The sequence below is a fragment of the Terriglobus saanensis SP1PR4 genome, assembly GCF_000179915.2.
Classification (GTDB): Bacteria; Acidobacteriota; Terriglobia; order Terriglobales; family Acidobacteriaceae; genus Terriglobus; species Terriglobus saanensis.
The window spans coordinates 4,688,168-4,712,742 of sequence record NC_014963.1 but is presented as its reverse complement, the minus strand read 5'-3'; the positions used below and the strand labels follow the sequence as shown (position 1 = coordinate 4,712,742).

The 24,575-nt window shown below is 57.5% G+C and carries 23 protein-coding genes; 14 read left to right on the top strand and 9 right to left on the bottom strand.

The features are described 5' to 3' along the window. Window positions 1-236: 236 nt before the first annotated feature. Window positions 237-935, bottom strand: coding sequence for a peptidoglycan L,D-endopeptidase MepK (locus ACIPR4_RS19580; protein ID WP_245536392.1), 699 nt, complete (start codon window positions 933-935; stop codon window positions 237-239). A gap of 306 nt (window positions 936-1,241) precedes the next feature. On the opposite strand from ACIPR4_RS19580, the gene ACIPR4_RS19570 reads away from it, so the two are divergent. After that, window positions 1,242-1,589, top strand: coding sequence for a PadR family transcriptional regulator (locus ACIPR4_RS19570; protein WP_013570402.1), 348 nt, complete (start codon window positions 1,242-1,244; stop codon window positions 1,587-1,589). A 9-nt stretch (window positions 1,590-1,598) separates the two neighbouring features. Continuing rightward, complete coding sequence (locus tag ACIPR4_RS19565; RefSeq protein WP_013570401.1) at window positions 1,599-4,388, top strand: ABC transporter permease; 2,790 nt, start codon at window positions 1,599-1,601, stop codon at window positions 4,386-4,388. Between the two features lie 9 nt (window positions 4,389-4,397). Here the strand turns inward: ACIPR4_RS19565 and ACIPR4_RS19560 are convergent, their stop codons facing one another. Further along, window positions 4,398-5,690 carry a glycosyltransferase gene (locus ACIPR4_RS19560; protein ID WP_013570400.1) on the bottom strand — a complete coding sequence of 431 codons (1,293 nt, stop codon included), beginning with the start codon at window positions 5,688-5,690 and terminating at the stop codon, window positions 4,398-4,400. Window positions 5,691-5,944: 254 nt separating this feature from the next. Here ACIPR4_RS19560 and ACIPR4_RS19555 point away from each other — a divergent pair, with 254 nt between their 5' ends. Next, window positions 5,945-7,156 (top strand): hypothetical protein, encoded by a 1,212-nt coding sequence (locus tag ACIPR4_RS19555; RefSeq protein WP_013570399.1) that lies wholly within the window; start codon window positions 5,945-5,947, stop codon window positions 7,154-7,156. A 19-nt stretch (window positions 7,157-7,175) separates the two neighbouring features. Next, a complete protein-coding gene (locus tag ACIPR4_RS19550; RefSeq protein WP_144312496.1) occupies window positions 7,176-7,520 on the top strand; it encodes a hypothetical protein in 345 nt (114 codons plus the stop codon). A gap of 20 nt (window positions 7,521-7,540) precedes the next feature. On the opposite strand, the gene ACIPR4_RS19545 is transcribed toward ACIPR4_RS19550, so the two are convergent. Further along, window positions 7,541-8,860, bottom strand: coding sequence for a glucuronyl esterase domain-containing protein (locus ACIPR4_RS19545; protein ID WP_013570398.1), 1,320 nt, complete (start codon window positions 8,858-8,860; stop codon window positions 7,541-7,543). Window positions 8,861-8,908: 48 nt separating this feature from the next. Here ACIPR4_RS19545 and ACIPR4_RS19540 point away from each other — a divergent pair, with 48 nt between their 5' ends. The 4 genes from ACIPR4_RS19540 (at window position 8,909) to ACIPR4_RS19525 (ending at window position 12,120) form a co-directional block, all read left to right on the top strand. Continuing rightward, a complete protein-coding gene (locus ACIPR4_RS19540; protein WP_013570397.1) occupies window positions 8,909-9,976 on the top strand; it encodes a Gfo/Idh/MocA family protein in 1,068 nt (355 codons plus the stop codon). Window positions 9,977-10,107: 131 nt separating this feature from the next. Continuing rightward, the gene (locus ACIPR4_RS19535; RefSeq protein ID WP_144312495.1) at window positions 10,108-10,353 is read left to right on the top strand and encodes a hypothetical protein; all 246 of its coding nucleotides are present in this window, start codon (window positions 10,108-10,110) and stop codon (window positions 10,351-10,353) included. After that, a complete protein-coding gene (locus ACIPR4_RS19530) occupies window positions 10,346-10,783 on the top strand; it encodes a TA system VapC family ribonuclease toxin (RefSeq protein WP_049781044.1) in 438 nt (145 codons plus the stop codon). Before ACIPR4_RS19535 ends, ACIPR4_RS19530 begins: the two co-directional genes overlap by 8 nt. Window positions 10,784-10,848: 65 nt before the next feature. After that, a complete protein-coding gene (locus ACIPR4_RS19525) occupies window positions 10,849-12,120 on the top strand; it encodes a ComEC/Rec2 family competence protein (RefSeq protein ID WP_013570394.1) in 1,272 nt (423 codons plus the stop codon). A gap of 6 nt (window positions 12,121-12,126) precedes the next feature. Here the strand turns inward: ACIPR4_RS19525 and ACIPR4_RS19520 are convergent, their stop codons facing one another. Then, on the bottom strand, window positions 12,127-13,032 hold the full coding sequence (locus ACIPR4_RS19520; RefSeq protein ID WP_013570393.1) for a DUF1684 domain-containing protein: 906 nt from the start codon (window positions 13,030-13,032) through the stop codon (window positions 12,127-12,129). A gap of 266 nt (window positions 13,033-13,298) precedes the next feature. Between ACIPR4_RS19520 and ACIPR4_RS19515 the strand changes: the two genes are divergently transcribed. The 5 genes from ACIPR4_RS19515 (at window position 13,299) to ACIPR4_RS19495 (ending at window position 16,545) form a co-directional block, all read left to right on the top strand. Beyond that, a complete protein-coding gene (locus ACIPR4_RS19515) occupies window positions 13,299-14,195 on the top strand; it encodes a hypothetical protein (protein WP_041586209.1) in 897 nt (298 codons plus the stop codon). A 9-nt stretch (window positions 14,196-14,204) separates the two neighbouring features. Further along, on the top strand, window positions 14,205-14,852 hold the full coding sequence (locus tag ACIPR4_RS19510; RefSeq protein ID WP_013570391.1) for a YceH family protein: 648 nt from the start codon (window positions 14,205-14,207) through the stop codon (window positions 14,850-14,852). Window positions 14,853-15,012: 160 nt separating this feature from the next. After that, window positions 15,013-15,216: a cold-shock protein gene (locus tag ACIPR4_RS19505; RefSeq protein WP_013570390.1), complete on the top strand. Its 204-nt coding sequence runs from the start codon at window positions 15,013-15,015 to the stop codon at window positions 15,214-15,216. Between the two features lie 244 nt (window positions 15,217-15,460). Continuing rightward, window positions 15,461-15,943: a hypothetical protein gene (locus tag ACIPR4_RS19500; protein WP_013570389.1), complete on the top strand. Its 483-nt coding sequence runs from the start codon at window positions 15,461-15,463 to the stop codon at window positions 15,941-15,943. 41 nt (window positions 15,944-15,984) lie between these two features. Next, window positions 15,985-16,545: a glutathione peroxidase gene (locus tag ACIPR4_RS19495; RefSeq protein ID WP_342612305.1), complete on the top strand. Its 561-nt coding sequence runs from the start codon at window positions 15,985-15,987 to the stop codon at window positions 16,543-16,545. Between the two features lie 144 nt (window positions 16,546-16,689). Here the strand turns inward: ACIPR4_RS19495 and ACIPR4_RS19490 are convergent, their stop codons facing one another. The 5 genes from ACIPR4_RS19490 to ACIPR4_RS19470 all read right to left on the bottom strand — a co-directional run bounded on the left by ACIPR4_RS19490 (window position 16,690) and on the right by ACIPR4_RS19470 (window position 21,553). Further along, the gene (locus ACIPR4_RS19490) at window positions 16,690-17,430 is read right to left on the bottom strand and encodes an MIP/aquaporin family protein (RefSeq protein ID WP_013570387.1); all 741 of its coding nucleotides are present in this window, start codon (window positions 17,428-17,430) and stop codon (window positions 16,690-16,692) included. Between the two features lie 54 nt (window positions 17,431-17,484). Beyond that, the gene (locus ACIPR4_RS19485) at window positions 17,485-19,071 is read right to left on the bottom strand and encodes a glycerol-3-phosphate dehydrogenase/oxidase (protein WP_013570386.1); all 1,587 of its coding nucleotides are present in this window, start codon (window positions 19,069-19,071) and stop codon (window positions 17,485-17,487) included. Between the two features lie 22 nt (window positions 19,072-19,093). Further along, complete coding sequence (gene glpK / locus ACIPR4_RS19480) at window positions 19,094-20,596, bottom strand: glycerol kinase GlpK (protein WP_013570385.1); 1,503 nt, start codon at window positions 20,594-20,596, stop codon at window positions 19,094-19,096. Between the two features lie 145 nt (window positions 20,597-20,741). After that, on the bottom strand, window positions 20,742-21,122 hold the full coding sequence (locus ACIPR4_RS19475; protein WP_013570384.1) for a hypothetical protein: 381 nt from the start codon (window positions 21,120-21,122) through the stop codon (window positions 20,742-20,744). Between the two features lie 50 nt (window positions 21,123-21,172). Next, a complete protein-coding gene (locus ACIPR4_RS19470; RefSeq protein ID WP_013570383.1) occupies window positions 21,173-21,553 on the bottom strand; it encodes a hypothetical protein in 381 nt (126 codons plus the stop codon). A 277-nt stretch (window positions 21,554-21,830) separates the two neighbouring features. Here ACIPR4_RS19470 and ACIPR4_RS19465 point away from each other — a divergent pair, with 277 nt between their 5' ends. Then, window positions 21,831-24,536 (top strand): Ig-like domain repeat protein, encoded by a 2,706-nt coding sequence (locus ACIPR4_RS19465; RefSeq protein ID WP_013570382.1) that lies wholly within the window; start codon window positions 21,831-21,833, stop codon window positions 24,534-24,536. Window positions 24,537-24,575 lie beyond the last annotated feature (39 nt).

The window sequence follows — 24,575 nt, the reverse complement described above, 5'->3', positions numbered from 1 at the left end:
CGGATTTATCAGGAAACGAAAGCAGATCCTTCGCTTTGCTACGGGATGACAAAGGTTAAGCAAAGACTTGGTATTCGCGCGAAGCGCGAACCGCCTTCATATCTCTATCTCAAAGCCAAAGCGGAACAAGCATCCCTCCCGCACATCGCAAAAGCGCGATGTACGGGGCACCCAGATATCCAAACAAAAAGCGGCAGCCCTTGGGCTGCCGCTTTTCATGACCGGGAAGAGAGGAACTACGCGTTACGTCCGCGTCCTTTGTGACGCTTGTGGTGAGCACGGGCCAGCAGAGTGCCGCCGCCGCCAAAGCTCCACTGGCGAACGGGGCCGACGTCCACATGGACGAACTGACTGATGGGGTAGTAACCGACGCCGCCTAAGCCGAGCGAAAGGGCCGCATCACGCAGGGCGCGCGTAGAGATGCCGGGGACGCGGATGTCGATGGCCTTGGAGAGCATGTGCTGCGAGTGCTCAGCGACGCCGGTAAGCGCGGCGCGCGTACGGAGCATGTGGTTCGTCTCCGGCGTACGGTAGCCGCAGACGATGTCGATCTCGCCGTTCGGGCGGCCTAGCTTAGCCATGAGCTTGTGCAGCAGCTCGAACTCGGCGGGATCGTAGTTGGCGGTATCCATCGTGCGATGGTCGCGGAGAAAAGTGTTGAGCTTGGCAATGCCCTCGGCAGAGTATTCCGTGCCCTGGCGGTAGACGACATTCAGCGCTTCGCCGGTGTGGAGATGGCGCAGGCGGAGCACATAGCTTTCTTTGACTTCCGTGGGAGCGACATGTGCGATACCGACGGTCGGGAGCGAATCACCCGCTTCCGCTCGAACCGGCGTCCTTACAGCAACAAAAGTGAAGGTGAGAGCAGCGACGCCGAGCGCGACACGACGGAAAACTTTAGGAGCGAAGACAGAAGAACGGATCGTTGAGAGCAAAAGGGGAAGTTCTCCAAACCTTAGATTTGGGGGCAAAAGCTGATTGCCTCAACATCGGTGCAATCGGTTCGGGTGAATCGCATTTGCCGAACCGCATTCGCCTGCCATGAAAAGAATAACCTAAGCCGGGCAACCATAAGTGGTTCTTTTGTGTCACAGTTTGGTTCTTCTTTTGCGCCAGACCACGCCATAATGGGAAACTCTGTCTTCCTCAGGCTCTTGCATCCTCTCTGCAAGAAATATCTTGACGGTTTCAGCGCCAGCATCCATATTCTTCTATAGATATCTAGGGGAGTGAGGAAGCATATGGCTCGCGCGAAGAGTGAGAACAACTTGCAGGGAACGCTTGCTCTCCTTGTGCTCAAAAGTCTGGAGCAGGGCGCGATGCACGGCTGGGGTATCACCCTCCATATCCAAAACGTCTCGCAGGATACCTTGCGTGTTGAAGAGGGCTCTTTATATCCCGCGCTGCACCGCATGGAGCAGGAAGGCTGGATCGCTTCGGAGTGGGGCCAGAGCGAAAACAACCGACGAGCACGCTATTACAAACTGACCGCCATGGGTCGCAAGCAACTCTCTGCGGAGCGCGAGAACTGGCAGAAGGTCATGGCCGGGGTTGCGCTGGTGCTCGATTTTGGAATGGCGAAGGCTTAGGAGACGACCATGGGATTCAGTGCACGACTACTCGCGTTGTTTAGGAAAGAAAAGCTCTCGGACGAACTCGAAGAAGAGTTGGCGTTTCATCTTGCGATGCGTGAGGAGTTGAACCTGAAGCAAGGGATGCCGCGCGAGGAAGCGAAGCGCACGGCTCGTAAGAGCTTCGGAAATCCAGGTGTGTGGCGCGAACGCATGAGCGAGATCGACTTGATGGTCTTGCCGCAGACGATTCTGCAGGATCTGCGCTATGGCTTCCGGATGCTCTATCGCAATGCCGGATTTACGTGCGTAGCGATTATCGCCCTGGCACTTGGCATAGGCGTGAATACGGCAGCATACACCGCATATAAAACGATTTTCTCTCGTTCCATTGATAGCCGCGACCCTGCTTCGATGACGAACCTCAGCATGATGCACGGCGACGGGCAGGTCGACGCTATTTTCAGTTACCCCGACTATCTCGCCTATAGATCGAATCTTCATTCGTTTGATGGTTTGATCGCGCAGGGGCAAAGCGTTGACATGCTGAAGCTGTCGGGTGTGGGTGCGACACTCAGCCAAAAGGAGGGCGAATCCGATTCCCTCATGGGGAAGCTGGGACTCTTTCCTAGCGGCGTCACGAACGTGGAGTATGCGGGCACCCTTTTCGTCTCCGGAAATTACTTCTCCGTCCTGGGCGTTGCGCCACTGAAGGGTCGCACCTTTGATGGGACGACGGATTCGCAGCTTGTGGCGAATCCAGTGGTAATGCTGAGCGAGAACTACTGGCAGACCCGTTTTGGCGGAGACGTCTCAGTGATCGGACAGACGCTGCAGTTGAATGGTGTAGCGCTTACAGTGATTGGTGTGACCCCGCATAACTTTGCGGGCACGGGGTTGGCCGTGCCGGATTTCTGGCTTCCGCTGGTCTATAAACCGCTCCTGCATCCTGACGACAGGGGCCTGCGCGATGTGAATGAAGCCTGTTGCAGGTTGTTCGGTCGTCTTGTTCCGGGCGTCTCGATGGCGCAGGCGCAGGAAGAGATGACAGCTGTTGCAGAGCGTCTGCGGCCGCTCCACGCTTCCACCTCTTCGATGAGCAAGCCCGGCAACGCTTTGGTGTGGCCAGCCTCTCCGTTTCCACGCAAGCTCGACGGAGGTTTGAAGTTTGCCGTCACGCTGATCATGATCGCCGTCGGGATGGTGTTGGTGATTGCCTGCGCGAACGTTGCAAGTCTGCAGCTCGCACGCGCAGCAGCGAGACAGAACGAACTGCGCATGCGGATGAGTCTCGGCGCAAGTCGCGCGCGCCTGGTGCAACAACTGCTCACGGAAAGTGTTCTCTTGGGCCTGATTGCGGGTGTGCTGGCGTTGTTTGTGACCTGGGGCCTGCTCGAAATCCTGCTGCGCGCCATGGGAAGAATTATTCCTCCGGAGTACGGCACGCTGGTCTACCGCGTTGCACCGGATATGCAGATCTTCGCGTATGTGTGCGCCATCTCGCTGGTGGCGGGTGTGTTGTTCGGCCTGACGCCAGCGCTTGAAAGTTCGCGGTCCGCACTGGCGTCTTCGCTCAAAGCCAATGCGGAGACGTCGCCGGGTCGCAACCGAAAGCTTCGCAGCGCACTGATTGCAGCGCAGGTTTCTGTTTCGCTTGTGCTGATGATTACGGGCAGTATGTTGATTCGGAGTTCGGTAAAGGCGCTCTTTGCAGAAACCGGCTACGAGACAAAACATGCAGTGGATGTCGAGTGGAATTTTCCGGAGGGGAAGAAGTATGACGCAGAGCGAAAGCGCGTCTTTACGGCAGAGCTTCGCGCTCGCGTGAATGCCATGCCCGGCGTGGTCGCGACGACGTTCGGTCGCGCACCGGACGGTGGCGGAGTTCGTACGGCTGCGGTCACGACGAATGGAGAAGTGCCCACAAAGCAAAATGCGAAGGCGTACCTGTACTACACCTATGTTCAGCCGAACTATTTTCAGACGCTGGGCATAGAGCACGTCGCCGGAAGCAGCTTTTCAGTTCAGGGTGGAGAGTCTGAGGCGTCGGTGATTCTTAGCGAGTCTGCCGCGAAGCGCCTGTGGCCGGGAGAAAATCCCATCGGGCGAAGCCTGCGCATGGGCGTAGGTGACCTGTACCACAGCAAAGGAGAGCAACTGCCCGATGGGCCGACGTTCCAGGTGATCGGCTTGGTGCATGATGTGCTGGGTCAACTGATCGACGGAAGTGACGTCGAACAGATTTACGTGCCGATGCTCGAGGGCCAGACGCGGGACGCCCCTTTGTTGGTGCGTACGCAAATGGATAACGCGGCATTCAGGAATGCGCTGCGTCCAGTGGTGGCATCACTCGATCCGGATGTAACTTTCAGCTCATCCACGCTGGACCAGATGTTGCGGCAGACTCCGCGCTTTCTCGTGTCCACTTTTTCGGCTACGGTTGCCTCTTCCATCGGTGCAGTCGGTCTGCTTCTCGCACTCATGGGTATTTACGGAACGGTTAGTTATATCGTTGTCCTGCGCACGCGCGAGGTAGGCATTCGTATGGCGCTGGGAGCGAACCGGCCGAACATCATTCGCCTGATTCTTCGTGAGAGCACCCGGCCCGTGATGGTTGGGATTCTTGCGGGGATGGTCCTCTCACTGGGAGCGGCGTATCTGCTACGTGATGTTCTCTACGGATTGAGCACCGTGGACAGCGGATTCGCCTTTGTCGGTGTGTCGGTGCTGTTCTTCCTGATTGCCCTGTTGGCGGCTTACATGCCTTCGCGGCGAGCGACCCGGATCGATCCAATCGTAGCGCTTCGGTATGAATAAGCGATCCCGTTAATTGGCGGCAAGTGGGTGAGCTTCGCTCTTGGGTGAGAGGTGGAACGCCTGCTCGATGAGGTCGGCTGCCTTTTCCAGACCGTTGGTCCGAACGATGGCTTCCTTCATCTTCATGGCGTTCTGGCGATACTCCGGATTACTCAGAACCTCGTCGATCAGTGCCGCGAGGCGAGGCACGGTCAACTCTTTTATCGGTACAAATTTGCCCGTCTTCGTATAGGCGATTCTGGCAGCAACGCCCGGTTGATCGATCGAAACCGGAACCGCGACCATGGGTACGCCCTGCGTCAGAGATTCGAGGGCAGTATTCAGACCGGCATGCGTAATGCATAAGGCGGCACGCTTGAGCAGTTCCATCTGGGGCGCGTTCTTTACGACAATGCAGTTGTGGGGTAGCGGGCTGATCTTTTCAGGATCGAGCGCGGGACCGATGGAGAGCACAAGTTGCATTCCGGGTCTGGTACCCACCGCCTCTGCAATCGTTTGGAATACGGATTCGAGACCGTTCTGCAGCGTTCCCATCGAGGCGTAGATCAGAGGCTCACCCGTTAATCGGTCCCAGGGAAAATCGGATTCGATCCGGCCCAGCCCGTCGTGGAATGGGCCTGTGTAGTGGAAGGATGGGGGCCAGTGCGAGCTCTCGAAGTCGAACTCCCTGGGCATTTGCGTAAGCCAGCCCAGTGGAGAAATCGTAGCGTACGGATCGGACCAGTCGATCTTTAGACCGACGCGCTCGGCATAGGCGCGCGCGACGGACAGAATGGGTTCGTATATGCGTAGCAGGCTGCGCACGCCTGCCTGATTCCGTGTCCGTGCCTCGGGTGTCGTCTCATGCGGCCAGTCGAAGGTACAGACTGGAGTAATCCCCGCAAGATCAATCGGAAGAGCGTTCGAGATATGCACGTACGGCATGCCCAGGTGCATGGGAACACATCCCAGACCGCGCTCGGATTCATCGAGGACGAGCGCATCCGCTTTTACGTCTTGCAGTGCCTGCGGCAGATTTCTGAAAGCAGATTCCATGTTGGCGGAAACCAGACGCATGACCATTTCCAGGGCTTCCTGTCCCTTCAGCTTGTTCAACTGATCCAAAGACTTGGCGAGAGAACCCACGGGGAAATCCTTCTCGCTGAAGGGGACATACGGAAGCTGCGCTGCGCGCACAAAAGGTTCGGTATCGGGAACGGACAGGAACACCACATCGTGTCCACGAGCTTGGAGCTTGCGGGCAAGTGTGGTGGTGGGATTAAGATGTCCCGGTACGCGAACCCCTAGAAATGCAACTCTCATTCAACCTCTTCAAGCTCGCCCATTATGGGTGATGCTATGAATAGGGACAAAAATGTGGGGGGAATATTCCTGATCTGAAGGAAATGACGCAAGCAGTTGCGCTGGGATCGAAGTTGTAGTCGAACACGAGCATTAGGATGTGTGGCGATCACGATGAGAAGACGCAAACGCCGATCCAAGTCATTGGTTCCATATTGGGAAAACCGTCGTTCTTCTATTAGGTGCTGTCAAGAAAGACGACGATAATTTCTTGTGTGCTGAATCGTAATTTCCTGATTGGTCGGGCCCCCTCTATTCCGCTCTTGGCTTTATTAACTGCCTTGAATGTTGCCCTTGGACAGGTTGAATTTGGTGGTTACGACAGTAGTATGTTGATCGACCTCGGGTGGAGACAACATCTTGGTCAACAGCCCTACAAAGATTTTCCGTGCATGTTGCCCCCGAGTTTCTATTTGTTGGCACACGCAGCGATTGATCTCTTCGGTGTGCATTGGTGGTCTTTCACCGTGCTGAATTCATTGATCTGGCTGCTTCTGTCGGGGTTGGGTCTTTATCTTGTTTCCTCGAGTCATGATTCTGTAACAACGGAGCGGGCGAGCTTTCTGGCGAAGATATTCCTTGTCTCGATGATGGTGCCTCTTCTCGCGACCAATCACCTCTGGCATTCCGCGATTGCATCGCAGTGTGTCGTACTGTTTCTGTTGATCCTGTATCTGGAGCTTCAGTGTCTCGAGACTCGGCGAAGACCCACCCTTCCGCTCTTTTGCGCTGGAATTTTTGCAGCCGGTATGCTCTGGCTTAGTAAGCCGAACGCGGCATTCCCCGCCTTGATTATGAGCGGCATCTTCAGCTTCGCTTGCAGAGATAAACGGAGATTTTTCGCTTTCTGGATCGAGACGATTTTGGGCGGAGCCTTTGTCGCTGTCGGAGTATTGAGGCTGTGCCACATTAGCTTTCTTTCGGCGATCACTTCCTATGGACATGTAAGTGAAAGGCCATCTCCACTCGACGCGTTATCGGATTTCCTGACCGAGGGGAAAGACTGGAGTGTCATTCTCGAAGCGACTGCTACCTACGCCATTCTGATTGCGGTCTTGATCTTTATTTTGTTGCAGGCGCGGTACCAAACCACAAGGTCTCTCACGGCAGCTGGTTTAGTCGCGGGTCTCGGAAGCCTGATTACTTTGATTGGAATCTGCACGAACTGGGACATTCGACTCAATGATCTTGCTCCCGCGTTCTTCGGCGTTTTTGTCTACCTTCGCGAAAGAGAACAATTCTATGTGCGTCCTCATGGATGGCTCAGAATAGCGATAAGAAATACTGTTTTGTTTACCTTGGTCTTGGTGGGCGTTGTGTCTCTGCGGAGGGCCAGAATGCAAAGCGTTGGAATATGGGCAGGCGATGTTTCTGGAACGTTGACCTCACGGCACGACTCCTTTTTTGGGTTTTTTTGCCAGGTCTGACTTCTGGTCGACACTCTCCTTGATCGACCACGACAGGATTTCCCATCCAAGAGAGAAGGTGTTCTTTGGCTCTCGATTTGAGTTTGAGTACGCCAGACTTGGCCTGGAGTCTCCGAAAAATCTGCCCCCCTGGTGGCACAGAGGATCATCTCATGCCGTTGAAGACGAACCCAGACTTGCTGAAATATTCGATCAGGAAAGATTTGACACGCTCTATTTAGCTCCGCGCATTTACAACGGCAATATTCGATTTCCAGCGAAGCTTCAACATGTCGTCGATGAAAAATATGACCGCATTCCATCTTCGGACCGTCTTGTGGAGATCTACCGTCGAAAGATTTCTTTTGGCGGTAAGCCTCGATAGACATTTCGTTCATGTTGGGTTTAGTGCAGGTGCATCTCCATGAACTGAAGGTACGCATCCCAGTCAAATGCTGTGACGTCGTGCTTGCCGGCGCGCAGGTGGTAGCCGACGTCATGCATCACAGGGGTGTCGAGCGATGGTTGTTCTGTGACGCCGAGGCCTTGCTTGCCGAAGAGAGCAAAGACGCGGCCAACGTCTTTGGCGCTGAGGAATTCGCCGAGGGGGTCGCTCCACGCATCGCCGATGGCAGAGCCGACGTAGACGGGGCGCGGCGCGGTGAGAGAGATCAGAAGATTGCCGTCGAAGGGTGTTTCGGCGTCGCGGCCTGACCAGTGTCCAAAGGCCGGTGTGAACCAGTAGGAAAACTTGTCCCAGAGATGGGCAATGGGTTCGCCCTGCAAGCGATGGAGGATGGAGTCGCCGCCTTTGCCTCCTTCATTGCTCAGAAGAAGCCAGAAGCGCGTGTCCGTTGCGGCGGTCCAATCGGCCGTCTTTGCCAGGCGCGAGTGGCCGGTGATGGCGACGCGGAGCGGATCGACGTTGGGGTCGGTCTGCAGATAGTCGAGAGCGCGCGAAGATCCCCAGGCCCAGACACTGAAGGCACCCCATTCTCCTTCGGCAGGCGCAGTCTGGCCGGGGCGGAAGAAGAGCGGACGAACGCCGAAGGGCCAGCCTCCCTTCGCGTCGGGTTCGAGATCGGCGTAGTAAAAAGTGGCGAGACCGAAGCCGTGTTCGAGGATCTTCTTCGCCTGCCACTGGCTGTGTCCCTGGATGGTCTGGTGGGTGCGGTCGGCTTCGGTAGCGGTGTGGGCGTCGGTGAAGGCGAGATCGCGATCGGGCAAACCCATCGGCCAGGCCGTGCCGAGGGGAACGCCGGGGTCATCCGCCGTGGCCCAGGTTCCAGCGAAGGAAGCGCCGAGGACGATGGGGACGCGCTCGGATTTTTTGGCCAGCGGAGTGTAAAGGAGCAGGTGCATCTCGCGCGCGGTGTGTGGGAACTGGCGCGCGACGGTGGCCGAGGGCGCGGGGAAGAAGAGCGTGATGCGTTTGCGCAGGGCAATCCCGGCGAGCGAGCCGGAGGTTACGGGGGCGACTTCATCCACGTGCCAGCGGAGTTTCTTTTCGGTACCGGGCGGACGCTGGCCGTACTCTTCGCGCTGGAAGATCTGAAAGATCTCCGCGCGGCGAGCGGGCCACTGCTTTGCGCTAGTGACAGCGGTGCCGTCGTTGAAGCGGAGCGGATCGAGCATGGGGCTGGGAACCGGAGTAGTGGGAGCCTGTGCCGATGCGATGAGCGCTAGCAAAAGGAGGTTGGCGGCGAGAAGTTTTGCTGACATCATAGACCACAGATTGTGGCACACTCATTCGGCAGGAGGCATCGAAGATTTATGAATCGCAGAGATTTCACACGACTCTCCGCCCTTTCGCTCGCCGCGACGCAGTTGCCAGCGCAGACTTCCGGGGCTTCGAAGAAGATGGGCTTCGCTGTCATTGGCCTCGGCGTGATCGCCAAGGATTTTATGGAAGAGGTTGCGTCTTCGCAGACGGTGGAGGTGGTGGCGTTTGTGACGGGCCATCCCGACAAGGCGAAGGAGTGGGCGAAGCGCTACAACCGTCCCGACGCGAAGATTTATACCTACGACCAGATGGACCAGATGAGCGCGAACCCTGCGATCACGGCGGTGTATGTCGCCACGCCGAATGCCATCCATCCGGCGAACACCATCGCTGCGGCGAAGGCGGGGAAGCATGTGTTGTGCGAGAAGCCGATGGCAAGCACCTCGGCCGAGGCGCGCACGATGATCGATGCCTGCCGCGCGGCGAATGTGAAGCTGATGATTGCGTATCGCATGCAGTACGAGCCGCTGCACCTGAAGGCGCGGGAGATGATCTCGTCCGGCGTGCTTGGGAAAGTGGTCGAGGCGCAGGGATCCTTCGGCTTCAACAGCAGGCCCAATGTCTGGCGTCTGAATAAGAAGATGGCGGGCGGTGGACCTCTGCTGGATGTCGGCGTCTATCCGTTGAATGCGATTCGCTTTTTGCTGGGCGAAGACCCCGCGGCCTACACCGCCGTGGCGACGACGCAGGACACGACCTCCGGGCGGTTCGCCGAAGTGGAAGAGACGGTGGCGTGGACGATGAAGTTTCCCTCCGGCGCGCTTGCGGCTTGCACGACGAGCTATGGCGCGAACCTGCCGGGGACGCTGCAGATCCATGGTGAGAAAGGCAGGTTCTCGTTTGAGAGTCCTTATGGGAATGGCGGCGTTCATCTGGTGGGAACCGGGGATGCCAAGATCGACCTGAGCAGCCCGAAACAGGCGACGCAGTTACGGTTGGAGGCTGAAGCGTTGGCGGAGAACATCCGTACCAATACGGAGCCGAGGGCGAACGGCGAGGTGGGGTTGAAGGACCATCTTTCAATGGAAGCGATCTATCAGGCTGCCGGGATTTCGTAGCAACCACCTTTTGTCATCCCAGCAGCGGGAGGGATTTGCTTTCGTGATCTCCGGGAGCCAAATCCTTATCCTCAGCTACTCACCATTTGTTGCGTCTTGCACCAATTTTTAAATTGGTGCAGAATGTGGGTGTGAGATTGACTGTAAATCTGGATGCAGACGTGTACAGCTTTACCTCTGCGTATGCAGGTGCAAAGGGAATCACCTTGTCTGCCGCTCTCAGCGAACTTGTTCGCCGGGCGGAGCAAGCACCGGAGGCGGGGAGCGACTTGCCCAGACTGAAGACGAGCCAGCATGGATATCTCGTGGTCGCCGGAACGGGCGACAAGCTCACTCCGGAGATGGTGAAGGAAGCCTCGGAGGATGAGGTTGTCTAAAGCCGAATACCTGCTGGACGTGAACGTGTTCGTTGCGCTGCTGTCGGAAGATCACACACACCATCAACTCGTGACGGCGTGGTTCAACACTCCAAGTCTTCTATGGGCCATTTGCCCGTTTACGGAGGCGGGCTTTCTTCGGAATGCGACCGCACCGCGTCCTGGGCAGATCACCATGACCGAGGCCACGGCGGTTCTTGCAAGGATGGCGCAGGTGCCGGGCTATCACTACCTGCCCATCACTGCCGACTGGCGAAGTTTATGCAGCCCCTTTTCCACGCGGTTGTATGGCACAAAGCAGGTCACAGATGCATATCTGCTCGGCCTTGCCGTGCGGGAGGATTTGGTTCTGGTCACGATGGACAAGGGAATCCTGCACCTTGCTGGAAATGAATACAGCGCGCATGTCCTGCTGTTGGAAAGGAAATGACTTGCTGCGAGCGACCCCCATCCCTCTTGCGACTGCGCAAGGGATGAGAGACTGAACGCAATCTCATGAGAATCTCTGCGGGTATCGATCGGCGTGTGATGTTGAAATCTTTTGCGGCGGCAGCGTTGGTGGGTGGTGTGATGCGCGCGGATACGGGCAGGGAGATTGGATCTCCGCTGCCGTCACGCCGCGAGGGCGAACTTGATCTCCACCACATCGATACGGGCCGCGGCAACTGCACGCTGATCGTCGGGCCGGACGGCACGACGATGATGATCGATGCGGGCGCGTCGGCTGTGGGATCTCCGAATGCTGCCGTGGCGACGAGTAGCGAGGCGAGACCCGATGCCTCGCGTCGCGCAGGCGAATGGCAGGCACGGTATGCGCTGCAACATTCTGCAAGCGCGAAGCTGGATTATATGGTGGTGACACATGTGCACCCAGACCATGTCGGCGATGTCAGCACCGAAACGCCGCTGGCCGCGAGCGGTGGATTTCATCTCACTGGCGTGAGCGATGTGGATGCGCTGATGCCGATTACGACTCTGCTGGACCGTGGGTATCCCGAGTACGCTCCCTTTGCCCCACCGCCGGGAGCGTTCACGACGAACTACATCGCGTATCTGAAGCATCGCGTGGAGACGGCGCGCGCGGTAGAGAAAGTAAAGGTCGGTTCGACGGAGCAGGTGAAGCTGCGCAGCTCAGAAAAATATCCGGAGTTCGCGGTGCGCATGCTCTCCGCGAATGGAGTGATCTGGAACGGCAAGGGTGACGGAACGCACACGGATTTTCCGGCGGCGCAGAATCTCGCTCCGGAAGACCGTCCCAACGAGAATCTTTCGTCCGTCGCGCTGCGGCTTTCCTATGGCAAATTCAGTTATTTCGCAGGCGGCGATCTTTCGTCGGACACGCACGACGGTCGTGTGCCGTGGCAGGATGTGGAGTCGCCTGTGACGAAGGCCGCTGGTCGAACCGAAGTAGCGGCAGCGGATCATCATGGCTACTTCGATGCCTGTGGACCGGAGTTTGTGCGCAACCTCGACGCGCAGGCGTACATCGTGCAGGCATGGGATGTGGGCCATGCGGGCGCGATGCAGTTGCAGCGGATGCTCGGAGCCTGGGGACGTGGCGCAACGCACGACGTCTTCGCGCTGGACGTGCTCCCGGCGAACGAACTGATGAACCGCCGCTTTACGCCTTTGCTGAAGAGTCGGCGCGGACACGTGGTGGTGCGGGTAGCTACCGGCGGCGGAAGCTATCGCATCCTGGTGGTGGACAGTGCTGTGGAGAATGGCGGCGTCCGGGCTGTGTTTGGGCCTTATACCTGCAGAGGATAAAGGTCGCTAGTCTTCGTAGCGTTTCTCGCCCGCCGGGATTGAGACCGGAAGCCTGTTTTCAGGTGAGGCCAGAGGGCAAGTCGCAAAGGGAGAATAGGCGCACGGCGGATTTACCGCACTATTGAAATCGAGAACTACGGTGCCGGGTTTGTTCAGGCCAGCGGAAGGTCCAGCGGTCGTGAGAAAGCGCCCCCCGTCTGTGGTCTTTAGAAAAGTCATATCGCGAAATACAAAGAAAAGCTCTTCCGGGCTTGCTTCCATTGGCACAAGCTTCTGCTTCTTCCCGTCGATTTCGAATTCCACGTATCCCGGGACCTTGGTTGGCGTCTTCTGCCCAAGCTTGTTGATCACCTGTAAGGTGTGGGGGCCGCTGTAAGGAATCCATCGCGCCGTCACGCGATACTGAGGTTGCGGCGCATACCAGCGCAATCCATGAAACTGCTTCAGGGTCGGAGCCTCGGAATCCTTGACGCGCAGATATCGCTTGTCGCCTCGGTTGATTGCCCACATGTGCAGAGCGCCGACAGCCATCGCGGATTTGTCGCCCTCGTCCGCGCTGATGACCGGATGAGCGCCATGCAGTTCCGGCCGCGTTCCCGCCACGGTCAGAGACTTATCTGCCGCGATCAACTCTACCTTGCCGCCTGTCTGATTCAGCGTCATCAAATGTGCCGGGGCCTTGGGTAGAACGATGGAATTGTCCTTCGCCGAACCGATGGTGTTGAGTCCCGGTTTGATCCACTCCAGCGCAATCAGAGAGAACCAGCCGTAGGGTTGGGTAAGCGCCTTCGCCCGTTGAGAGCGCTCCTGAAGATAGTTGGGCGCACTCGCTGTTTGCGCTGTGGCAAGTACGGCACCCTGCGCAAATAGAGCCAGCACCAGAATTAAGACGTTTGGCGGTCTCTTTTTCATCCTTGTTCTCACTTTGTGGTAATCGCGGTTATTCCGGTGGAGGCTATCTTCAGCCCCGAAAGATCTCCGCAAGGGCTGGGATTGGCCATTACGGAGGTGCAAATTTTATCTTATGATTGAGGGGATAGAAGCCTCCCTCCCAGGCTTATCTTTTTGAGCGGAAATTGTTGTTATTCCTTTTCTGGGAAGACTTACGAAAGTGTGCAAAGTCTAGGCTCTGGGGAGCTTCGACACGAGATAAGTTTCTCCGCGCTATCATTCTCGGCATGCCGCGTCATCTCTTCCTTGTGCTCCTAGCCTTTGTCCATGTAGTGGCGGGCGCACAGACCGCCCCCGACCCAACGCTGGACGAGGTACTTGCGCGGCTGGATCAAAACCGCATCGCCTATTACCAGTCGGTGCCGAACTTCTTTTGCAACGAACATGTGGTTTCCGAGATGGATATGGGCGATACGCGAGGGTTCATGCGGACGGTGACGGATTCCGTCTTCCGGCTGCGGCGGACCGTTGTGAAACGTGTGGCGAACTTCGAGGAATCGCGCTCGGTGAAGGCGATCAATGGCCGAGCTCTCTCCGGGGAAGAGCAGAAGATCCAGGGGCCGAGTATTCTATCGGGTGTCTTCGGCTCTGGACTGGAGGCGGTCTCCACGCCTTCAGAGGCCTGCTTCAACTACAAGCTGAAGACGCACCGGTCGCATGGCGAACTGGAGCGGATCGAGGTGGACTTTGCCGACCTGCCGAAGGAGGAGCGTGGACCGGACTGTCCGCAGTTTGAGCAGGTGAGCGGCAAGGCGACGATTGACCCCGTCAGTATGGAGGTCATCCGTGTGGAAAGGCACATTCGGGAACACCAACTCTTTCCGGGCGTCCTGGGGCCGTGGACATGGAGCGCGGAGTACGGACAGGTGCTGCTGGGAGACAAGCTCTTCTGGATGCCCGTCAAAATCCGGTCCAAGGCCAGGCAGGATACGAGCGCGGAGATGAGTTCGAGCGGCATCGCTCGACGCGAAGGGTCGGCAACGATCGTAGGGAATGGACATACGACGTGGAGCTTTGTGGCTACGTACACAGATTTTCATCGCACGCAGGTGAGCGCGCACATTGTGGCACCTATGACGAAGGAGGCTACGCCCGAAGCGAAGCCGGATCCGCCGAAGCCGTAACATGGAGCCATGGAACTGACTCCCATACAGGCACGCGTTCTTGGGGCGCTGATCGAAAAAGAGATTACGACGCCTGAGTACTATCCGCTTTCGCTGAACGCTCTTCTGGCGGCAAGTAACCAGAAGTCTTCACGCGATCCGGTGATGTCGCTGGTGGAGGGGGACATCCGCTCCGCTCTCCGCGATCTGGAGGACGCCGATCTGGTTTCCACAACGCATGACACGCGTGTACCCCGATATGAAAACCGTGCGCGGACTGTCTTTAATCTGCGTCGGGATGAGACGGCAGTGCTCTGTCTGCTTCTGCTGCGTGGACCGCAGACGCCGGGCGAGTTGCGACAGCGGTCGGACCGCCTTTTCAGCTTCGACGACATCCCCGCGGTACTTTCGGCGCTGAACCGTCTGGCCGAGAGGGAAGAATCGCTGGTCACAGTACTGCCCCGGCAGAGCGGTTCAAAGGAATCGCGTTATGCACACCTGCTGTGTGGCCCTGTGGAAATCGATGCCGTGAATCCTGTCCCGAGGGAGGCTGGCGAATCTCTGGCAATGCGTGTGCAGCGTCTTGAGGAGGAGGTCTCGACGCTCCGGTTACTTCTGGAACGCCTGCTTCCGGGCAATACCGAAGAAACCGGGAGCAAAACCGAATTGGACGTATGAAGCCAAATAAGGTTTGCACCTTTTTTACACATTCGTGCTAATATTTACCGTAATCGCAGATCCGATCTTGGTCCTTTGCTCGTCCGCACTACTGCTACACCAGCAAACCCTAGTCCATGATCCAGCGGTAATTCATAGTAATACGACAAGGGAAACGCAAATGGAACAGGGAACAGTGAAGTGGTTTAACGACGCCAAGGGTTTCGGATTCCTCTCGCGCGATAATGGCGAAGATGTTTTCGTTCATCACACCGCTATCCAGGCACAGGGCTTCCGCAGCCTGCAAGAGGGTCAGCGCGTTGAGTTTAACGTAGTAAAGGGCCCCAAGGGCTGGCAGGCAGAAAACGTCCGCGCCGTAGCCTAAATCGCTACGTCACACACAGTTTCGCAGGAGGGGGACGGCACTACCGCTGTCTCCCTTGTGCATTTAACCGTCACGCCCCACAAAAGCTCTGCGCTACGAAATATAATCGTTCTTCCGGCTCGCATCTTCCCGTCAGTTGGCATCTCACTAGTAGCAGGTTAAATGCTGCACCCCGCAGCGTACTTCTTTCCTGCAGCCGTTTCTCAACCAACGCCAATCGCGATCCACGGAGCAAGTCACCCGTATGCGTACACTTCCGCAAGATAAATACACCCTGCGCGACATCCATCGCGAAATCGATCTCTTTGACCGCAAGCTGATCCACCTCGTCAAGCACGAGATCTTCCCGACGGAGACCCTGCGCGAGGCTGCTGTCCGTAAGGCGACTACCAAGCGCGAACAGCTCGCCACGCAGGCGCGCTCGTTGGCCGCACTCGGCATCGAGTTCAATCCCTCGGAGCTTCCTCGCTCGTTCCGTACGGACGAAACCGTAGATGCCACGTCCACTGTCGCCAAAGCCGCCGCAGCAGCGGAAGCGGCTTCCGTCTCTGCTGAGACGGCCAGCGACGAAGCTGCGTTCCAGAAGACCTCTGTGCCCACCACGTTTGGCGAGCAGGTTGCCCTTCTGCAAAAGCAGACGGACAGTGAAAGTCCTCTCGCCGCCTGGCAGAGCGATCTCGCGGCCTACAAAAAGCGCCGCCAGAAGCTGCCGGTCGAAGTCTCTTAGTCCGTTTGAGGGATTCGGACTGCCCTGCCCGAATGTACTCTATGTCTATGGCGAACGATCTCTATTCCATTCCTCTCCAGCGCATTGACGGCGAGACCACCTCCCTTGCTCCCTATCGTGGCAAGGTGTTGCTCGTCGTCAATGTCGCTTCCAAGTGCGGCCTGACGAAACAGTACGACGCGCTCGAAAAGCTGTACGCGCGCTTTCGCGAAAACGGCCTCGAAATCCTCGGACTTCCGGCGAACGACTTTGCCGGTCAAGAGCCGGGATCCAACGACGAGATTGCCACCTTCTGTAAATCGACCTTTGGCGTCGAATTCCCACTCTTTTCGAAGATCACCGTAACCGGACCGGAAAAGCATCCGCTCTATCGGGCGCTCATCGCTGCTAAACCTACCTCCGTCGGTGAAGGGAAGCAGTCTTTTATCGAGGGATTGGTGAAGTACGGTATCTCGCCGAATAAGGAGCCTGAGCTTCTTTGGAACTTCGAGAAATTTCTTGTGGCGAGGGATGGGCAGATCGTCGCACGGTTCTCCCCAGACACGCTGCCGGATGATGCTGTGATTGTGAAGGCGATTGAAGCGGAGCTTGCTAAGAAGTAAGTTTGCTTTCGCTTTGTGCCCCATTCTTTCGCAGCTTTTCGCTAAAGGATGGGGTCGCGCGGAGCGCATAAACCAGATCTGCGTGGAAGCCAAAAGCAGATCCCTTCGCTGCCCTACGGGATGACAAAAGTCCTGCCTTATCTCTCAAGCATTCAACAAACGTAAAACATACCCAGCCAATGCAGCCCCGGCACATGGCCCAAGGATAGGCACCCACGCATAGGCCCAGTCACTGCTGCCTTTGCCCGCGATCGGCATAAGGGCATGTGCGAGACGTGGGCCGAGGTCGCGTGCCGGATTGATGGCGTATCCCGTCGTCGATCCGAGCGAAAGACCAACTCCCCAGACGAGGCAGCTCACGAGCAGAGGACTCAGGCCTGCCGCCGCACCGGTTGTGAGTACAAGCTTCGAACTCATGCCGCCTGCAACGATGACCAGTACAAACGTCGCGAGGAACTCGCAGAAGAGGTTCGCCAGCGGCATCCGGATCGCCGGGCCTGTGGCGAAGATCGCAAGCTTCGCTCCCTGATCTTCCGTCACCCCCCAGTGGGGAAAGTAGAAGAGCCAGACGCAGACGCCGCCAAGAAATGCGCCGAGGATCTGCGCCATAACATAGGGGATCAGCTTGTTGAACTCTCCACCCTTGATCGCGAAGGCCAGGGTAAAGGCCGGGTTGAGATGTGCGTCCGCGCTACCAAAGAGTTGCGCAGTGAAGATGCCGCAGAGTACGGCGAATGCCCACGCCGTGGTGATGACCATCCACTTGCCGGTTGCATTGCCGTCTTCGGCCTTGGTCTTCTTGAGCAGAACGCCCGCGACCACACCGCCGCCGAGCACGATCATCACAAACGTTCCCATCAACTCGCCGAGAAACGGACTGCGCATTCTCACCTCAAGATTGCAACGCCCTACGATATCACTGCGTGGCACCCGTCTTCATTACGTAGGCAGATACTGTGCAGCCATCGCACGAAACTCCGTGACCTGCGCGGCGATCCACGCGCCGTCCCGTCCCAGTTCGCGGGCCATCAGTTTGGCTACATCTTCTGCGACTTCAATGGCAGCGCGTGCATTCAGTAGAAGTGCGCGGGTGCGGCGCGCGAGTACATCGTCGAGCGTTCGTGCCATCTCTTCGCGCACGGCCCATACGACTTCGGCCTTGCGATAGGGGAGTGAGGTGTGCAGCTTCTCTGCAAGCTCAGGAGAGGCCACTGCGAGCGCTTCGATGGCAGCAGCGTCGGAGCCGTAGACGGCCATCTCGCCGAGTGTGGCTTCGGCATCGGGAAGGTATCCGTGAATGTGAAGATCGCGCGTGCCGCAGGGAACGTCGGGGAGTGTACCGAGCGTGGTCGCGTGGTTGACGCAGTCTTCCGCCATGTGGCGATAGGTCGTCCACTTGCCACCGACGATGGTGAGCAGGCCGCTTCCGTCGATGTGGATCGTATGATCGCGCGAGAGTGCGGAGGTCTTGGTCTGTCCGCCCTTTTCGCTCGTCTCCGTAGCTTTCACAAGAGGGCGGATGCCGACGTAGATGCTGAGGATGTCCGCGCGCGTAGGTTTGCGGCTGAGGTAAAGGCCAGCGGTTTCGAGAACGAACTCGATCTCCTGCTCGAAGGGCTTGGGCTCGTAACTGGGGCCGTCGATGGGCGTGTCCGTGGTGCCTACGACGGTGTGTCCATGCCACGGGATAGCGAACATCACGCGTCCATCGCTGGTGTGCGGCACCATGATCGCAGTCTCGCCGCGTAGGAAGCTGCGTTCAAAGACGAGATGTATGCCCTGGCTGGGCGCGACCATCGCCTTCACATCTGGTTCGGCCATGCGGCGGACTTCGTCGGTGAAGATGCCGGTGGCATTGACGACAGACTTTGCCGCGATGGAGATCGTTTCGCCGCTCTCGCGCTCTTCAACGATCACGCCCTGGATGAAACCGTCTTCTCCTAGAGTGAGCGAAGTGACGGCAGCGTAGTTGAGCAGCGTCGCTCCGTGGTCTGCAGCGGTCATCGCAAGATGCGTGAGAAGGCGCGTGTCGTCGAATTGGCCATCGTGATATACGACGCCGCCGCGCAGGCCTGCGGTTTCGATGTTGGGCAGACGCTCCATCGTCTCTTCGCGGCTGAGGATCTTCGATTTACCAAAGCTGTATTTGGCGGCGAGCAGATCGTAGATCTTCATGCCGATGCCGTAGAAGGGCGCCTCCCACCACGAGTAATTCGGCACGACGAAGGGCAGATCGTGTACGAGATGCGGAGCGTTCTGGCGCAGCAGGCCGCGCTCTTTGAGCGCTTCCATCACGAGCGAAACATTCCCCTGTTCGAGATAACGCACGCCTCCGTGTACGAGCTTGGTGGAGCGTGAGGAGGTGCCTTTGCCGAAGTCTTCGCGCTCGAGCAAAAGGACGTCATAGCCACGCACGGCTGCGTCGACGGCCACGCCTACGCCGGTGGCTCCGCCGCCAATGACGACAATGTCCCAGGGCTTTTCGCCACGGGCCTTGATTCGCTGTAGCATCTCTTCGCGCTTCATGTTCACTCCTGAATCCAGTCCATCATCGTGGTGCATTCCAACCAAGCGACCTGCTGACAGCCTCCTGCCATCGCGCAATCAGCAAATCCATCTCCGCGCGATCAGCCTTCGGTTCAAAGGCCTTTCCGATCCCCTGGTGTTTGCGAATCTCTTCCACACCGCTCCAGAAACCTGTGGCAATTCCTGCAAGATACGCTGCGCCCATCGCGGTGGTTTCTACCACGGCAGGGCGCTCCACGCGCACGCCAAGGATGTCTGCCTGAAACTGCATCAGCATGTCGTTCGAAGCCGCGCCTCCATCCACACGCAGAGTCTTCAGTGGCACCGGCGTGTCGTTATTCATGGCACGCTGCACATCGGCAACCTGCAGGGCGATGCTTTCCACCGCGGCGCGTGCAATATGTCCTCGCTCTGTGCCGCGTTGCAGACCGATGATGGTTCCACTGGCATAAGGGTCCCAGTGCGGCGCGCCGAGACCTGTGAACGCGGGAATGAAGACGACTCCACCGGAGTTCTTCACCGTTGCAGCCATCGCTTCCACATCACTCGATTTCGCGAAGAACTTCATCTGGTCACGTAGCCACTGCACCACCGCGCCGCCGATGAAGACCGAGCCTTCGAGCGCGTACTCCAGTTTGCGATCGACGGAGCAGGCGAGCGTGGTGAGCAGGCGCTGGTCGCTGATCTTGAAGTCGTAGCCGATGTGCTGGAGAAGGAAGCAGCCCGTGCCGTAGGTGTTCTTAGCGCTGCCGGGTTCGACGCAGAGCTGGCCAAAGAGCGCGCTCTGCTGATCGCCCGCGATGCCTGCGATTTCTATCTCGCCGAGACCGAGTGTCGTCGTGACCATACCGAGCTTCTCGCTCGACCAGACCACATCCGGCATTATGCTGCGCGGCACATTGAGCAGTGTCAGCAGGTCGTCGTCCCACTTGTCTTCCACAATGTTGTAGAGCAACGTGCGTGACGCATTCGTACGATCCGTCACATGGCGTGCACCGCTCGTGAGGTTCCAGACGAGCCAGCTATCCACGGTGCCGAAGGCGAGCTTGCCCGCGTCTGCCTTGGCGCGTGCGCCATCCACGTTGTCGAGAATCCATGCGACCTTGGTGCCGGAAAAGTATGGATCGAGACGCAGACCGGTCTTTGCGCGGACCGTCTCTTCCGCGCCTTCGCTCACGAGACGCGCGCAGACATCCGCGGTGCGGCGGTCCTGCCAAACGATGGCGTTGTAGATAGGCTTGCCCGTTTCGCGGTCCCACACGACGACGGTCTCGCGCTGATTGGTGATGCCAAGCGCGGCGACATCGCGTGGACGCGTGCCAGTTTTGCCCATGACTTCCACGGCGGCGGACATCTGCGAGGTGAGAATTTCAAAGGCGTCATGCTCCACCCAGCCGTTTTTACCCGTAGGAAAGATCTGCTTGAACTCGTGCTGAGCAGTGCCTACGATCGTGCCGTCGTGATCGAACAGGATTGCGCGCGAGCTGGTAGTTCCCTGGTCCAGCGCCAAAACATACTTCGCCATAGACTCAACTCTTCTTTAGAACGAGATCGCACGATGGCGCATGTGCGACCCCAAGTTATCAGCTTTAGAACGGCCCGCGTAGCTGCTTACTTCCATCGTTCAAAGGCCGCCCCGGAGGACGGCCATGAGAACCAGCGGAGAAGTGCTACATCTTCTTCATCATCCCTGTGTGTTTCACCGCGCTGTCGACGACAGCGTAGAGAAGCTGGTCGGGATCTTTGCGCGCCTGCTTCTTGATCCAGTCGCCCGCCTTCGATCCTGCGGCTTCCGTCTCCGACAGAGCAAGACCGCGCTTCTGTGCGCTCATCTCGGCAAGACGTTTCACCATATCGAAGAAGCGGTCTTCGTTGCGACCACTGGCAAGCCAGGCTTCATGCACAGTCATCATCACAAGATCGCTATTGCTGACATCGCGACCTGCGTCCTGCGTTGCCACGGGGACTGAGGCCGGAGCCTGTGCATGCACCGGAACCGTAACCAAAGCACCTGCCAACGCTAAACCTGCTACTGCTTGTAGGATCTTCATCGTTCTATCTCCTGTTACAGATACCGTAGAAAATGTGGGGGAACTAACGGCTAGTAGGGCCGACCATCGCGGTCGTAACGCTCGCGATAGTCACGACGCTGATTGTCCTGGTGCGCCTTGCCTGCAATCGCTCCGACACCGGCTCCAACACCGCCACCGATCAGCGCGCCTTTAAGGCCTCCACCAAACAGTGCGCCAAGTGCAGCGCCACCTGCAACTCCGATCAATGCGCCTTTGCCGGGACCAATGCCGCCCTGGTTCTGACGCTGATCGTAGTAGCGGCGGTCATACTGATCGTTATAGGGATGGCGATTGCGCGCCCCGTCGTAGTATCCATTCTGCGCGGAGACCGGCAGCGCCATGGGGCCTGCTATGCCGAGCAGCATCGCACTTCCTAAAACCCAACTGGTGATACGTCGTGTGAGTTTCATATCGTTCTCCTGCCGGATTAACCGGAACTGGACTGTGTCCACTTCATACAAACTCCAGCCAGCGAAATAGGATGCGTGATGCCTGACGGCGGGTGTACCGTGCTCGATTTATGTGGTCGGGGGATAAGATCTCTGGTTTCAGTTACCTGTGGTGAACAATTTTGCTTGGTGGACGGTGTCATACCTTTCTCGAGTTCCATATCGGTCCTGGGTACTTATTCCTGTTGTAATCCCGAATCGCCTCACCCTGAAGCGATGCTAGGATTTTTCTACCTCCATGCCGAAACACCTCAGGCTTTATCTATTCTTTGGAATTTTAGTAGGGCTCTGTTCCTGCATTCTCCTTTCCGCTCAAAATACGATCCACGTGCCAGCGGACAAGCCTACGATTCAGGCTGCAATGGATGCCGCAAACAATGGTGACACGGTCCTTGTAGCGCCCGGCACCTATCACGAGACGGTAAACTTCAACGGCAAAGGGATCACTCTCGCAAGTACAGACGGGGTAGACACAACCATCCTCGATGGCGGAGGAACCATACCCTTGGTGTACATCGGGTCTGTCGATCCCAACCATCTTGCGACGCTGCGCGGCTTCACCATTCGGAATGGTCTCTACGCGCAGAGCGTCACGTTCATGGGACAGAACATCGTTGTCGGCCTGAACACCGGCGGGGCTGTAATGGCCTTTGCGCCTTCCGTGATTTCAGCCAATAAGATCACAGATAATGAGACCTGCGGCGTTTACGTTTGGTCTGGGCAAGTGACCGTCGACAGCAACAGCATTTTGCGAAACGCAGCAACCCGCACTTCTGGTATCGATTGTAGAAGCTTTGGACACGGCATTTATCTATTCGGCGCAAGTCCGCTCCGGGACGCCCATGGAGCGCCGTACCCTTTCGATGGACCTACGTCCATTCGCAACAACACAATTTCAGACAATGCTGCCTCTGGAATAACGGGCGTTCTTTCGGCGGCCGTTACGATCGAGCGTAACGTGATCCAAAACAATCAGGCGAACGGGATCTCGGCTGTGGTATCCGGTTCCTACACTGTCTCGGGTAATGTTATTTCCGGAAACCATGGGACCGGCTTTGTCGATTCTGGATCGAAAGAAGTTGTCTTCGTCAATAACACCGTCTACGGAAACTCTATCCAAAGTGGCTCATTTGGTTTAGTAGAACCGTTTACTGAGATATCCATCAGGAGTTTGGGTACTGAGACGATTGTGAACAATATCATCGTTGGGACTTCTCCTATTCCTGCGATTGGTTGTAATGTCTCTATGACTTCCGTCCTTCCGGAGATTTGGGATCACAACCTTATCTATAACGGTCAGGGGCCTGTGACGGCCGCAGCAGATCCCTGCGCGCTCGATCTCACTCGGTACGGCAATCTGAACGTAGACCCGCAGTTCCGCGCGGCTGCCCTTGCCGACTTTCATCTTCTCCATACTTCTCCAGCTATTGATGCAGGCACCGATAGCGCCGACGGGATTCCTGCGGTCGACATCGATGGCACGCCCCGCCCACAGGACAGCACCGGGAAGGGGCACCCCATAGTGGATATGGGTGCCTATGAAGCGGCCGGTTTAGCAGAAGTTCCGTCTACGTCGATTGTCGTCACGCCTTCGTCAAGCGTGGTCGGCGCTGGTACACCCGTTACTCTCACGGCCAAACTGACCTCAGCGCTTGGTACTCCCACAGGTACCGTGACTTTCTTTCAGGATGGACCGACGGTGCTTGGTGAGGCCACGCTCAACGGTGGTCAGGCCAGTTGGACGATTCCCACAACCACACCCGGTATTCACAGGGTTTATGTCCGCTATGACGGACAGGCGGGATTCGCGCCCGGTATCTCTGTGTACGTCGAATACTCCGTTTTCACTTACCAGACATCGCTTCGGATCACTGCATCTCCGTCGGCGACCATTGTCCTTGGCAGCCCCGTCACTTTCACGATAACCTCCGCTTCCGTCGATGGAAGCATACCTTCACCGGTTACATTGGCGATCGATGCAAAGCAGGTAGCCACACTTACGCCGGACGCCAACGGAATCAGTACTTACACCGCAACCTCCCTTTCCATCGGCTCGCATACGGTAAGCGCCGCATTCGCCGGGGACAGCCTTCATGGACCATCCAGAGTCTCTCTTGTCGAAGAAGTCCTGCTCGGCTTTCCCTCGACCATTTCTCTGAAGAGTTCGGCAAATCCCGCGGCGGCCGGAGCCGCCATCACCTTTACCGCCGACGTTGCGGCGATCAAGGATGGACCCGTCACGCCACCTGTTGGTTCTGTGGTCTTCTCCGAAGGCGCGACTACCCTCGCCACGGAGACGCTCGCTCCCAGCGGAGCTTCGAGCCATGCCGCTTTTACGACGTCCAGTCTCTCCCTGGGCAGCCACATTATTACCGCCACGTATTTGCCAACCGCTGTCTTTGCTTCGAGTACGGTCTCTCTCACGCAGGTCGTCAGCGTAATCGTCAAGCCTGACTTCACGCTGACCTCGCCGCTTACTTTGAATGTCGTTGCCGAGCATCATACTTCGATGAACTTCATCGTGACTTCGGTAAACAGCTTCAGTGGAACGGTGCAGCTCTCCTGCGGCAATTTGCCCGTGCATGCTGTCTGCTACTTCGATCACGGGAGCGACGTCACTCTGGCAGCAAACGGTACCGGCTCAGTCGTGGTGGATCTGGAGACCTCGGACGTGAAGGGTTATAAGAGCGAGACGCAAAAAGATCCCAGCGCACCGCTTCTTGCGTTTCTATTTGCCGCAGCATGTGTCTCCTCCAGAAAGCGAAAACTTCCTCGCCTTCTGGCCGTGGTCTTCGTCGCATTTGCAGCCCTCGCTACGTTGAACGGCTGCAGCGGCAAGTTGCCCGGTTACACCCCACCGGGGACGTACACGATTCAGGTCACAGGCATAAGCGGCAGCCTAATGCACACAAATGCAATGAAGCTTGTCGTCGGTCCGGAATAGATCGTCGCTTCCGGGTCGAAGTCGTTGGACGTTACATCT